Source organism: Sphingomonas crusticola, assembly GCF_003391115.1.
Classification (GTDB): domain Bacteria; phylum Pseudomonadota; class Alphaproteobacteria; order Sphingomonadales; family Sphingomonadaceae; genus Sphingomonas_I; species Sphingomonas_I crusticola.
Genome location: NZ_QTJP01000001.1, coordinates 172580 through 185991, shown reverse-complemented (window position 1 = coordinate 185991; position 13412 = coordinate 172580). Strand labels below are relative to the sequence as shown.

Annotated in this window: 10 protein-coding genes; 1 reads left to right on the top strand and 9 read right to left on the bottom strand. The window is 63.5% G+C overall.

Annotated elements, in window-relative coordinates:
* Nucleotides 1–8 precede the first annotated feature (8 nt).
* The 9 genes from DX905_RS00880 to DX905_RS00835 all read right to left on the bottom strand — a co-directional run bounded on the left by DX905_RS00880 (nt 9) and on the right by DX905_RS00835 (nt 12082).
* Nucleotides 9–470: a GNAT family N-acetyltransferase gene (locus tag DX905_RS00880; protein ID WP_116089649.1), complete on the bottom strand. Its 462-nt coding sequence runs from the start codon at nt 468–470 to the stop codon at nt 9–11.
* Entirely contained in the window at nt 467–2380 is a 1914-nt protein-coding gene (locus DX905_RS00875; RefSeq protein ID WP_116089648.1) for an acetyl/propionyl/methylcrotonyl-CoA carboxylase subunit alpha, read from the bottom strand. Before DX905_RS00875 ends, DX905_RS00880 begins: the two co-directional genes overlap by 4 nt.
* Complete coding sequence (locus DX905_RS00870; RefSeq protein WP_240320667.1) at nt 2377–2754, bottom strand: nuclear transport factor 2 family protein; 378 nt, start codon at nt 2752–2754, stop codon at nt 2377–2379. The genes DX905_RS00875 and DX905_RS00870 overlap by 4 nt, the downstream gene beginning before the upstream one ends.
* 95 nt (nt 2755–2849) lie before the next feature.
* Nucleotides 2850–4445 carry a carboxyl transferase domain-containing protein gene (locus tag DX905_RS00865; protein WP_116089646.1) on the bottom strand — a complete coding sequence of 532 codons (1596 nt, stop codon included), beginning with the start codon at nt 4443–4445 and terminating at the stop codon, nt 2850–2852.
* The gene (locus tag DX905_RS00860; protein ID WP_116089645.1) at nt 4442–5599 is read right to left on the bottom strand and encodes an isovaleryl-CoA dehydrogenase; all 1158 of its coding nucleotides are present in this window, start codon (nt 5597–5599) and stop codon (nt 4442–4444) included. The genes DX905_RS00865 and DX905_RS00860 overlap by 4 nt, the downstream gene beginning before the upstream one ends.
* Before the next feature lie 59 nt (nt 5600–5658).
* Nucleotides 5659–7629 carry an acetyl-CoA carboxylase biotin carboxylase subunit gene (locus DX905_RS00855; RefSeq protein WP_116089644.1) on the bottom strand — a complete coding sequence of 657 codons (1971 nt, stop codon included), beginning with the start codon at nt 7627–7629 and terminating at the stop codon, nt 5659–5661.
* Between the two features lie 218 nt (nt 7630–7847).
* Entirely contained in the window at nt 7848–9995 is a 2148-nt protein-coding gene (gene scpA / locus DX905_RS00845) for a methylmalonyl-CoA mutase (protein ID WP_116089642.1), read from the bottom strand.
* 141 nt (nt 9996–10136) lie between these two features.
* Nucleotides 10137–10559 (bottom strand): methylmalonyl-CoA epimerase, encoded by a 423-nt coding sequence (gene mce / locus DX905_RS00840; protein WP_116089641.1) that lies wholly within the window; start codon nt 10557–10559, stop codon nt 10137–10139.
* A complete protein-coding gene (locus DX905_RS00835; protein ID WP_116089640.1) occupies nt 10556–12082 on the bottom strand; it encodes an acyl-CoA carboxylase subunit beta in 1527 nt (508 codons plus the stop codon). The genes mce and DX905_RS00835 overlap by 4 nt, the downstream gene beginning before the upstream one ends.
* A gap of 77 nt (nt 12083–12159) precedes the next feature.
* Here DX905_RS00835 and DX905_RS00830 point away from each other — a divergent pair, with 77 nt between their 5' ends.
* Nucleotides 12160–13395 carry a flavin monoamine oxidase family protein gene (locus DX905_RS00830; protein WP_116089639.1) on the top strand — a complete coding sequence of 412 codons (1236 nt, stop codon included), beginning with the start codon at nt 12160–12162 and terminating at the stop codon, nt 13393–13395.
* Nucleotides 13396–13412 lie beyond the last annotated feature (17 nt).

The window sequence follows — 13412 nt, the reverse complement described above, 5'->3', positions numbered from 1 at the left end:
GTCGCTTCCTATACGAGGTGAAGCTTCATGCCGATATGGCTCGGCGTGAAGCCCAGACGTTCGTAAAATGCATGCGCCCGCAGCCGTGTCGACTTGGTCGTGAGCTGGACCATGTTGCAGCCACGCTCACGGCATCGTTCCACTGCCCATGCGATCATCTGCTCGCCCAGCCCCTTGCTTCGGAATTGGCTCGCGATCCGCACCGCCTCGATCTGGCCTCGCCATGCCCCGCGGTAGGACAGGCCGGGCAGAAAGCTCAACTGCAACGTGCCGACAATCTCGCGACCCGATATGGCAACCAACAGGCGTTGGTCCGGATTAGCCTCGATCGCCGCAAAGGCGGCACGATAGCCGGAATCGAGCGGCTGGCTGGGATCCTCGCGTAGGCGACCATTCTCATCGTCGGCGAGTAAGACGATCAAGGCCGGTAGGTCAGCCTCCGCCGCGTCACGGACGTGCAGCGCGCTCATGTCGCGCTCGGTTCGATCCGCACCAGCAACGTGCCCTCGGCCACCTGTGCTCCTGGCTGTGCCTTCAGTTCGGCGACGACACCATCGAACGGCGCAACCAGCGCCTGTTCCATCTTCATCGCTTCGAGAATCACCAGCCTTTGCCCCGCGGTGACCGAAGCCCCCTGCTCCACCTCGACCGAAACGATCCTGCCTGGCATTGGCGCACTGATTGCGCCCGATGATACCGCACCGCCGGCTAAGGGCCGGGCCTGATAGGGCGAGGTCACATAAGCGGCGCCGCCCTCGAACAACATGGTCTCGCGCCCCGACTGGATTCCCCCGATCCCGCCCTGCCGATAATTCTGCTCCGCCAGCAGATCGTAATCGACGACCTGCTCCCCTCCATTGATGCTCAGCCGAACGCGATGGTCCGGTGTGCTATTAAGGCGGAATCCGAGCAGTCCGGCGAACCGGTCAAAGGCTGGCTCGCCCAGCTTCGCAGGCGCGAAGCCATGGAAGACTGCTTGCTCGGCTGCGGCCTGAAGCAGAGCTTCGCTCGGCCGCGGCGGCGCGACGAGCTCTTCACCCAGCTGCGCGATGCTGTTGGTGGTCATCGTGCCGGCCCGGAAGGGCGCAGCATCGAGCAGCCGCGCCAGGAACCAGGCATTGGTCTTGACCGGCTCGCACTGCACCCGGCGGCATGCCTGTGCAAGATCGTCGATCGCCTCACCACGCGTTTCACCGTGCGCGATCAGCTTCGCGATCATCGGGTCGTAGAACGATGAAACCTGATCACCTTCTTCCACGCCGCTCTCCAGCCGGACATCGTCGGGAAGAATGAGGTGATCGATGGGCCCGATCGAAGGCATGAAGTCTCGCGCCGGATCCTCGGCATAGAGCCGCGCTTCAATCGCATGACCGTGGATCGCCAGCTCGTCCTGCCGCTTCGGCAGCGGCTCCCCGCTCGCGACGCGGAGTTGCCATTCGACCAGATCCTGGCCGGTGATCTCCTCCGTGACCGGATGCTCGACCTGCAGGCGGGTATTCATCTCCATGAACCAGATGCGGTCGGCGCGCAGGCCATCGGAAGCATCGGCGATGAACTCGATCGTACCCGCGCCGACATAATTGACCGCCGTGGCCGCCTTTACCGCCGCGGCGCAGATCGCGTCCCGTGTCGCCTTATCCATTCCGGGCGCGGGTGCTTCTTCGATCACCTTCTGATGGCGGCGCTGCAGCGAGCAGTCCCGCTCGAATAGATGGACGACATTGCCATGCGTATCGCCGAAGATCTGCACCTCGATATGGCGCGGGTTGAGGATATATTTTTCCAGCAACACGCGGTCATCACCGAAGGACGAAGCAGCCTCTCGCCGGCACGATCCGAGCGCATCCGCGAAATCGGCGGATGCCTCGACCCGACGCATCCCTTTGCCGCCGCCGCCCGCGACCGCCTTGATCAGCACCGGGTAGCCGATCGCGTCCGCCTCCGCCTGCAGGCGGTCTGGCGATTGATCTTCGCCAAGATAGCCAGGCGTGACGGGCACGCCCGCCCTGGTCATCAGCGCCTTGGCGGCATCCTTGAGTCCCATCGCGCGGATCGCTTGCGGGGGCGCCCCCACCCAGATCAAACCAGCATCGATCACTGCTTGCGCAAAATCCGCATTTTCCGAAAGAAATCCGTAGCCTGGGTGAATAGCCTCAGCACCCGTCTCACGAGCTGCGGCGAGTATTTTTTCCTGTACGAGATAGCTCTCGCGCGCCGGTGCCGGCCCGATGCAAACCGCCTCGTCCGCCTCGCGCACGAACGGCAGCTTGGCATCGACGTCGGAATGGATCGCAATCGTGCGCACGCCCATCTCGCGCGCCGTCCTTATGATCCGCCGTGCAATCTCGCCCCGATTGGCGATGAGGAGCGACGTGATCATCCGACCTCACAGCCGGTCGTTCGCGACGACCAGGTCACGTTCAGCACCTTCCAGGCGCCCTGCTCGCGCACCAGGTCGAAATGATTGACGCCGCAATGGTGCACCTTGCCGTCGATCAGGAAGGTGAACGGTGCCCACACCATGGCGATATCGCCGTCGATTTCGATTGCGGGATCGCTGATCCGCTCTTCGTAGCGTTCCGGGCCGGGCTTGATCCCGCCGGCAAATTCGGCCCAGGTGAGGTGGCGGATCGATCTGCTTCCGTCGGGCTTCTCATTGGCGACCGTTGCGCCGCCCTCGGTGCGGGTCTGGGCGAGGATCGCTGCCCCGTCGCGTGCCGCCAATCCGGCAAACATCGCCTTGATCGGCGCCATCACCGCGCCCTCGGCGCTGCCTTGCATCGGCAGCGGAGTCCAAGTCGGGAGCTTTGCAGTCTGAGCCGCTAGAAGGAGCGCAAGCAGCATCGGCATTACATCCTGAATATGCCGAACTGCGCGCGATCGGGGATCGGCGCGTTCAGCGTGGCAGCAAGGGCAAAGCCGAGCACGTCGCGGGTCTGGACGGGATCGATCACCCCATCGTCCCACAACCGCGCGGTGGCATAATAAGGATTGCCCTCATCCTCATATTTCTGGCGGACGGGCGCCTTGAATGCCTCCGCCTGCTCGGGCGTCCATGTGTCGGCATCGCGATGGACGGTGGCAAGCACGGACGCCGCCTGCTCGCCACCCATCACGCTGATCCGCGCATTGGGCCAGGTGAAGAGGAATCGTGGCTGATATGCCCGGCCGCACATCCCGTAATTGCCCGCGCCGAAGCTGCCGCCGATCAGCACGGTGATCTTGGGCACGGAGGCAGTGGCGACCGCCGTCACCAGCTTTGCGCCATGTTTGGCGATGCCTTCCGCCTCATATTTGCCGCCGACCATGAAGCCGGAAATATTCTGAAGGAACAGCAGGGGTATGCGCCGCTGGCAGGCAAGCTCGATGAAATGAGCACCTTTCTGTGCGCTTTCGCTGAACAGCACGCCGTTATTGGCGAGAATGGCGACCGGCATGCCCCAGATTCTGGCGAATCCGCACACCAAAGTGGCCCCGTAAGCCGCCTTGAATTCGTGAAATTCAGAGGCGTCGACAATGCGCGCGATCACTTCGTGCACGTCATAGGGCGCGCGAACATCGCTCGGAACGATGCCGTAAAGCTCCTCCGGGTCGAATTTGGGGGGGCGCGGTTCGGCCAGATCGACATCCGACTGCCTGGATTTGCCGAGCGTCGCGACGATATCGCGCACGATTGCGAGCGCATGTTCGTCATTTTCGGCGACATGATCGACCACGCCCGACTTGCGCCCATGCGTCTCCGCACCGCCTAATTCCTCAGCCGAGATGACCTCGCCAGTCGCCGCCTTGACCAGCGGTGGGCCCGCAAGGAAGATCGTCCCCTGCCCGCGCACGATCACGCTCTCGTCCGACATTGCCGGTACGTAAGCACCCCCGGCGGTGCAGCTGCCCATCACGCTGGCGATTTGCGAGATGCCAAGCGCCGACATATTGGCCTGGTTGAAGAAGATGCGCCCGAAATGATCGCGGTCGGGAAAGACTTCGGCCTGGTGGGGCAGATTGGCACCGCCGCTGTCGACCAAATAAATGCAAGGCAACCTATTCTCCTGCGCGATCTCCTGCGCGCGGAGGTGTTTCTTCACGGTCAGCGGGTAATAAGTGCCCCCTTTGACGGTGCTGTCATTCGCGACGACCATCACCTCCCGGCCCATAACGCGCCCAATTCCGGCGATCAGGCCGGCGCCTGGCACTTCGTCGCCATAGAGGCCGTTGGCGGCGAGCTGGCCGATCTCCAGGAAAGGCGAAGCCGGATCGAGCAGCCGCGTGACGCGATCGCGCGGTAACAGCTTGCCACGGCTGACGTGGCGCTCGCGTGAGGCCTCGGAACCGCCCAAAGCAGCCGCGGCGACCCGCGCCCGCAATTCGGAGGTCAGCGCGCGATTGTGGGCGGCGTTGGCGCGAAAGCTTTCGGAGGACGGATCGATCAGGGTCGATAGCTGCGTCATACGCCCAATATCTCGCGGCCGATCAGCATTCGGCGCACCTCGTTGGTGCCGGCGCCGATATCGAGCAGCTTGGCGTCCCGTAGATAACGCTCGACCGGCCAATCCTTGGTGTAACCCGCTCCCCCGAGCGCCTGGATCGCCTCGTTGGCGACCTTAACCGCATTCTCGCTGGCATAGAGGATGGCGCCGGCGGCATCGTGGCGCGTGGTCTTGCCGGCATCGCAGGCGCGGGCCACCGCATAGGAATAAGCACGCGAGCTATTGAGTGCGACGACCATGTCCGCGACTTTGGCTTGCATCAGCTGGAACGCGCCGATCGGCTTCCCGAACTGCTTACGCTCCTGAAGATAGGGCACCACCACATCGAGGCAGGCCTGCATGATCCCGAGCTGGATGCCCGACAAGACGACGCGCTCGTAATCCAGTCCGGACATCAGCACCTTCGCGCCGCCGTCGAGCGGACCCATGACATTCTCGGCCGGCACGAAGCAGTCGTTGAAGACCAGTTCGCCAGTCGGCGAGCCGCGCATGCCCATCTTGTCGATCTTCTGACCGATGGCGAAGCCGGCCATGTCCTTCTCTATCAGGAAGGCGGTGATGCCCTTGGAGCCTGCGTCCGGCGTGGTCTTGGCATAGACCACCAATGTCTCGGCATAGGCAGCATTGGTGATCCAGAACTTGGTGCCATTGAGGCGGAAGCCGCCGTCCACCTTGTCGGCGCGCAGCTTCATCGAGACGACGTCGGAGCCTGCCCCCGCCTCGGACATGGCAAGACTACCGACATGCTCTCCCGAGACCAATTTCGGCAGATATTTCGCCTTCTGGTCCGGGTTACCCCAGCGATTGATCTGGTTGACGCACAGATTGGAATGCGCGCCGTAGGACAGGCCGACCGAGGCAGACGCCCGACTTACCTCCTCGCACGCGACGACATGTTCGAGGTAGCCGAGACCGAGACCGCCATATTCCTCGGCAACGGTAATGCCGTGCAGGCCGAGCTCGCCCATTTGCGGCCAAAGCTCGATCGGAAACCAGTCTTCGGCATCGACCCGCGCGGCCAGCGGCGCGATCTTGTCCGCAGCGAAACGCTGGGTCGTCTCGCGGATTGCATCAGCCATCTCGCCAAGTGCGAAATCCAGGGGTGTGGCTGTCATGCGTTCCTCAACTTGTGTCTGATTTTGAAACAACCTATGCCGGGTCCTGTAGCCGAAAGCTACTCAAACTCGAGGATGATCGCATCGACGGCGAGGCTGTCCCCGGGCTGAGCATCGATCTTTGCGACGATCCCCGCTTTCTCCGCACGCAGAATATTTTCCATCTTCATCGCTTCGACCACTGCTAGCGCCTGCCCGGCTTCGACCTTGTCTCCGGCTTTGACGTTCAGCGTCGTCAGCAGGCCGGGCATCGGGCAAAGCAGGAAACGCGACAGATCGGGCGGCACCTTCTCGATCATGTAGTGGGTCAGCGCGGCAATGTGCGGCGGCAATACGCGCAGACTATGTGCATGGCCGCGCGTCGTCAGGCGGAAGCCCGCCCGCATATGGGTCAGGCGCACCGACAAGGGCTCGCCGTCGATCTCAGCCTCGATCAGGCGCTGTCCGGGAATGTAAGGCGCGTCCACTACCAGAGCGGCACCATCGACTAGGACGGTCTCATCCTCGATCGCGACATGATGTTGGGCATCGTCCATCGAGACGATCCATTCGCAGCTCGGATCGATGCGGCCGTTGAGGCGCCCGTCGATCGAAGCATCCCGCGCAGCCTCGGCGCAGGCGACGATGCCTGCTATCGCTGAGAGCTTGGCGGTAAGCGCTTGCGGCACCGGAGCGCCCTCAAAACCATCGGGATATTCCTCGGCGATGAAGCCGGTAGTGAGCGCGCCTTCCCGGAAGCGCGGATGCTGCATCAGGGCTGACAGGAAATCCACATTGTGGCCGATCCCGTCGATCTCGAACCGGTCGAGCGCCGCGATCTGCGTGTCGATCGCCTGCTCCCGCGTCTCGCCATAGGTGATCAGCTTGGCGATCATCGGATCGTAGAACATCGAAATTTCGGAGCCCTCGACGACGCCGTCATCGACACGGACGTTTTCGCTCGTCGCGGGCGGCCGATAGCGGACCAACCGACCGGTGGACGGCAGAAATCCGCGATAAGGATCTTCGGCATAAACCCGGTTCTCAATCGCCCAGCCGGAAAGCTTCACATCCGCCTGAGAGAAGGCAAGTCTCTCCCCATTGGCGACGCGGATCATTTGCTCGACCAGATCGAGCCCGGTGACATATTCGGTCACCGGGTGTTCGACCTGCAGCCGGGTATTCATCTCGAGGAAGTAGAAGCTGCGGTCGGCGCCGGCGATGAACTCAACGGTGCCTGCGCTGTAATAGCCGACTGCCTTGGCGAGCTCGACGGCCTGCTCGCCCATCGCCTTGCGCATCTCGGGCGTCACGAATGGCGACGGCGCCTCCTCCACCACCTTCTGGTGACGGCGCTGGACCGAACATTCGCGCTCGCCGAGATAGACCAGGTTGCCATGCTGGTCGCCGAGCAGCTGGATCTCGATATGGCGCGGGCTTTCGACAAACTTCTCGATGAAGACGCGATCATCCCCGAAGCTGGCGAGGCCTTCGCGTTTCGTCGCCTCGAAGCCTTCACGGACGTCGGCTTCGGACCATGCGAGCCGCATGCCCTTGCCGCCGCCGCCGGCCGAGGCCTTCATCATTACCGGATAGCCGATGCCGCCGGCGATCTCGACCGCATGATCGGTACCCGTGATCTCGCCAATGAAGCCTGGGACCACCGAGACACCCGCCGCCTGTGCCAGCTTCTTGGACTCGATCTTGTCCCCCATCGCGGCGATCGCGTCGGGCGGAGGGCCGATGAAGGCGATGTCATTGTCCGCCAGCAACCGCGCGAAGCTCTCACGCTCCGACAGGAAACCGTAGCCTGGGTGAACCGCCTCGGCGCCACTCTCCTTCGCCGCGCGCAGGATCGCATCGGCAAGCAGGTAAGATTCCGATGCCGGCGGCGGGCCGAGGCGCACCTTCTCGTCCGCCAGCTCGACATGCGGTGCGCGCGCGTCCGCGTCCGAATAAACGGCGACCGTCTTGATGCCCATGGCGCGCGCGGTGCGGATCACCCGGCAGGCGATCTCGCCGCGATTGGCGATCAAAATCTTCTTGAACACCTAGCGCACTCCAAAGCGCCGTAGGCGCCAATAAATGAACGTGGCCACACCGTAAAAGGCCACGGCCCCTGCCACGAAAACCTTTGCCCGAAAGTCCGCTTCTGCATTGCAGGCCACAGGGCTGTCAGTCCCCAATCCACAGCTCAGCAATATCGGAAACCAGACGAACGTCGCTGCCAAAGCATAACCCAACGAGGCGATCGCAAATATCATCACCCTCATTCGGCAGCCTCTCCAAGCCCTTCGGGCGGAAGGTTATGCCCGAGCAGCCTGAGCACCTCTCCCGCCGCCTCGACCAGATTGGTGCCCGGGCCAAAGATCGCCTGGACTCCCACGTCGCGCAGGAAGCCATAATCCTGGGCGGGGATGACGCCGCCGACGATGACCTTGATGTCGGCCCGGCCCGCGTCGCGCAGATGCTGGATCAACTCGGGGATGAGGGTCTTGTGGCCCGCGGCCAGGCTCGACGCGCCGACTACGTCGACATCCTTCTCCAGCGCCAACGCGGCAGCTTCAGCCGGGGTCTGAAACAGAGGGCCGGGGACAATTTCGAAGCCGAGATCCCCGAAGGCGGACGACACCAGATTGGCGCCGCGATCATGGCCGTCCTGGCCCATCTTGGCGACCAGCATGCGCGGAGCCCGGCCCTGGCGGCGGGCGACGGCCGAAACGCCGTCGACCAGGGCCACCCACCGACGATCGTCCGTATAAGCACCGCCATAGACGCCCGAGACCGGCGTCGGGGTCGTGCCATAACGGCCGAACACATCCTCCAGCGCCTGACTGATCTCGCCCAACGTAGCGCGGGCACGAGCGCAATCGACCGCAAGCGCGAGCAGATTACCCTGCCCTGCCGCCCCTTGACGCAACGCATCGAGGGCGGCGCGACACGCAGCCTCGTCGCGCGACGCCTTGACCCGCGCGATCCGCGCAAGCTGGCCAGCGCGGACCGCATGATTGTCCACATCAAGGATCGAAAGCTCGTCCTGCTCGGGCAAGGTGTATTTGTTGACGCCGACGATCACGTCCTCGTGCCGATCGACGCGCGCGGCCCGTGCCGCCGACGCTTCCTCGATCATCGCCTTGGGCCAGCCCGCGGCAACGGCCTTGGCCATGCCACCCTCGGCATCCACCCGGGCAATAATCTCAAGTGCTCGGTCGTGCAGTTCCTGCGTCAGCGCCTCGACATAATAGGAGCCTCCTAGGGGGTCGACGACATGGGTAATCCCGGTCTCTTCCTGGAGGACGAGCTGGGTATTGCGCGCAATGCGGGCAGAGAAGTCGGTCGGCAGGGCGATCGCCTCATCGAGCGCATTGGTGTGGAGCGACTGGGTGCCACCCAGCGCCGCCGCCATCGCCTCGACCGTCGTGCGGATGACGTTGTTGTAGGGGTCCTGCTCGGTCAGCGAAACTCCGGACGTCTGGCAATGCGTGCGCAGCATCTTCGAGCGCTCGTCCTTAGCGCCCAGCCCATCCATAATCCCATGCCACAATTTGCGCGCGGCGCGGAGCTTGGCGACCTCCATGAAGAAGTTCATGCCGATTGCGAAGAAGAAGCTCAAACGCCCTGCAAAAGCGTCGATATCCATGCCCGACGCGATCGCTGCCTTGGCATATTCCTTGCCGTCCGCGATGGTGAAGGCAAGCTCCTGCACCGCCGTCGCACCAGCCTCCTGCATATGATAGCCGGAGATGGAGATGGAATTGAATTTCGGCATATTGGCCGAAGTGTAGGCTATGATGTCCGACACGATCCGCATGCTGGGAGCTGGCGGGTAAATATAGGTGTTACGGACCATGAACTCCTTGAGGATGTCGTTCTGGATGGTGCCGTCGAGCGCCGCCTGCGGCACCCCCTGCTCCTCGCCGGCCACGATGAAGAAGGCTAGGATCGGGATCACCGCCCCGTTCATCGTCATGCTGACCGACATCTTGCCCAACGGGATGCCGTCGAACAGGATTTTCATGTCCTCGACGCTGTCGATCGCGACACCCGCCTTGCCGACGTCGCCCACGACGCGCGGATGATCACTGTCATAACCGCGGTGGGTGGCGAGATCGAACGCGACCGACAGGCCCTTCTGCCCGCCGGCGAGGTTGCGGCGGTAGAAAGCGTTGGATTCCTCGGCAGTGGAGAAACCCGCATATTGGCGGATCGTCCAGGGCCGCCCGGCATACATCGACGCGCGGACGCCGCGCGTGAACGGCGCAAAACCGGGCAGGCCCGGATCGACGTTCGCGATGTCTTCAGCGGTATAGAGCGGCTTGACCGGGATGCCTTCGGGCGTGTCCCACGTCAGGTCGCGGTTTTTTACCTCCTTGGCGGCAAGCGCGGCCCAGTCGGCGGGCGTGGGCTTACCAGTCACGCGACACGTTCCCACGACCGCTCATCCTGAGGAAAGGCTGAGCTTGCCGAAGCCTCGTCTCGAGCGACACCGGTACCAAACGTCCTTCGAGACGCCATTTCGACAAGCTCAATTGCTCCTCAGGATGAGCGGGAACGGAGGTCATGGATGAGCTCCCGCCGGTGTCTCCATCAGCTCGACCAGCACGCCGCCCATATCCTTCGGGTGGACGAAGATGACCGGCGTCCCGTGCGCGCCGATGCGCGGCTCCCCCAGCACGGTCGCGCCTTTCGTTTCCAATTCGGCCTTGGCCGCGGCCACGTCGGGCACCTCGAAACAGACATGATGCTGACCGCCCGCGGGGTTCTTGGCGAGAAAGCGCGTGATCGGGCTATTTTCTCCAAGCGGTTCGAGCAGTTCGATCTGGCTGTTGGGCGTATCGATGAAACATACGCGCACGCCTTGCGCGGGCAGGTCGAACGGCGCGCGGATCACCGTCGCGCCAAGTAGATCGCGGTACATCGCCACGGCCGCTTCGATCGAGGCTGTGGCGATACCGACATGGTTGAGCGGGCCGAATTTCATAGCGGGATATTGTCGTGTTTCTTCCATGGATTTTCGAGCTGCTTGTCCTTGAGCTTGCGCAAGCCCACCGCAATCCGGCGCCGCGTCGAATGCGGCATGATCACCTCATCGATAAAGCCCTTGGACGCGGCCACGAATGGGTTGGCGAAACGCGCCTCATATTCTGCGGTGCGCTCCGCAATCTCTTCCGGCGTCTTGCCGCGGAAGATGATCTCGACCGCACCCTTGGCACCCATCACCGCGATTTCGGCGGTTGGCCACGCATAATTGAGGTCTCCACGCAGATGCTTGGATGCCATCACGTCATAGGCGCCGCCATAGGCCTTGCGGGTGATGACGGTGATCTTGGGAACGGTCGCCTCGCCATAAGCAAACAGCAATTTGGCGCCATGTTTGATGATGCCGTTATGTTCCTGCGCGACACCCGGCAGGAAGCCCGGCACATCCACGAAGGTGACTATCGGGATATCGAACGCATCGCAGAAGCGGACAAACCGCGCTGCCTTCTTCGATGAATTGATGTCGAGCACGCCGGCCAGCACCATCGGCTGGTTGGCGACGATGCCGATTGGACGCCCATCGATCCGCCCGAAGCCGATCAGGATATTGCCGGCATGGGTCGGCTGCACCTCAAAGAAGTCGCCTTCGTCGACCACCTTCGTGATCAACTCCTTCATATCATAGGGCTTGTTGGCGCTGTCTGGGATGAGCGTGTCGAGGCTGGGGTCCATCCGGTCCCACGGATCGTCGGTCGGCCGCTGCGGGAGATCATGACGGTTGGAGAGTGGCAGGAAATCGAAGAAATCGCGTGTCGCCAGCAGCGCTTCGATATCGTTCTCGAACGCGACATCAGCCACGCCCGATTTGGCGGTGTGGGTGACCGCGCCCCCCAATTCTTCCTGCGTCACGACTTCGTTGGTTACGGTTTTGACGACGTCGGGCCCCGTCACGAACATATAGGAGCTGTCCTTCACCATGAAGATGAAGTCCGTCATCGCGGGCGAATAGACTGCGCCGCCGGCGCATGGCCCCATGATCAGGCTGATCTGCGGCACAACGCCGGAAGCGAGCACGTTGCGCTGGAAGACCTCGGCATAGCCGCCGAGGCTGGCGACACCCTCCTGGATGCGCGCGCCGCCGGAATCGTTGAGGCCGATGACCGGGGCGCCGACCTTCAGCGCCATGTCCATCACCTTGCAGATCTTCTGGGCGTGGCGCTCGGAAAGCGAGCCGCCGAATACGGTGAAATCCTGGCTGAACACGAACACCAGCCGTCCGTTGATGGTGCCGGATCCGGTCACCACGCCGTCGCCTGGAATGACCTGGTCAGCCATTCCGAAGTCCACGCAATTATGCTCGACATACATGTCGAGCTCCTCAAACGAACCGGGATCGAGCAACACGTCGAGCCGCTCGCGCGCTGTCAGTCGCCCCTTGGCATGCTGGGCATCGATGCGCTTTTGGCCGCCGCCCATCTTGGCTTGGGCGCGCTTTTCCTCGAGCTTCTGCAGGATCGCCAGCATTAAGTCCTCTCGTCGCGACGGAACGTAACGCCTGATACTGCTTTGGCCCAAGGTCAAGCCGGATCGGGGAGCGGGAAGTGGAGCCAGAAGTCGTGATCGTCGGCGCGGGCGCTGCGGGAATCGCGGCAGCGCGGCGGCTTCAGCAGCGCGGCCGTGACATCTTGCTGGTGGAAGCGATGCGCCGCGTCGGCGGGCGGGCCCATACCGAGACCGTCCAACATCTGCCGCTCGATCTCGGCTGCGGTTGGCTCCATTCCGCCGAGCGCAATCCGCTTGCAGATTTCGCGCGGGCGCAGGGCACGGTAATCGACCGATCTTCGGCGGCCTGGCGCAACCAGCTCCGCAACCTTGGCTTCAGTACGGCCGACCAGCGCGCGGCCGAACGTGCCTATGAGGAATTCGAGCAACGCCTGCACAGCGAGGCGGCGGACGACTGCGCCGGCAATGCGATCGCCCGCGATCATCCCTGGCGGCCCTATCTCGACATGATCAGTGGCGCCCTCAATGGCGCCGAGCTGGATCGGGTCTCGGCGCGCGATCTGCTGGCTTATGACGATAGCGCTTCGGAGCTAAACTGGCGGCTGCCTGGAGGCTACGGCACCCTGATCGCAGGAGCAGCGGCAGCGCTGCCGCTGCGTCTCGGCACCAAGGTGACGGCGATCGACGATAGCGGCCCGCGCGTTGCGATCGACACGGACAAGGGGCGGATCAAAGCCGACGCGGCGATCGTGGCGGTTCCAACCGACGTCCTGGCGCGCGGAGATATCGCCTTCACGCCGACGTTGGACGATCATGTCCACGCGGCGGCCTGCCTGCCGCTCGGCCGCGTCGACAAGTTATTCCTGGCGATCGAGCGGCCCGAGGCCATTCCGCCCGAGACGCATCTGCTGGGCGATCCGCGCAACGCCCGTACCGGCAGCTATTATCTGCGGCCTTTCGGCTGGCCGGTGATCGAATGCTTCTTCGGCGGCATCGCGGCGCGGGCGATGGAGGAGGCAGGCGATGCGGGCCGCGTGGCCTTCGCCATCGAGGAACTGGGCACATTGCTCGGCCGCGACTTTGCCGCCGGCCTGCATCCGATCGCCGGCAGCTGGTGGCACCGTGAGCCGACCATTGGCGGCGCCTATAGCCATGCTCTGCCCGGGCATGCCAGCAAGCGCGCCATATTGGCCGCACCGGCAGGCGAGCGGCTCCATTTCGCCGGCGAGGCCTGCTCGCGCCACGATTTCTCGACCGCCCACGGCGCCTGGCAGAGCGGGATCGACGCCGCCGACCGCGTCGAGGCTCTGCTAAACACCAGTCCGTCACCCTGAACCTGTCGAAGGGCTCA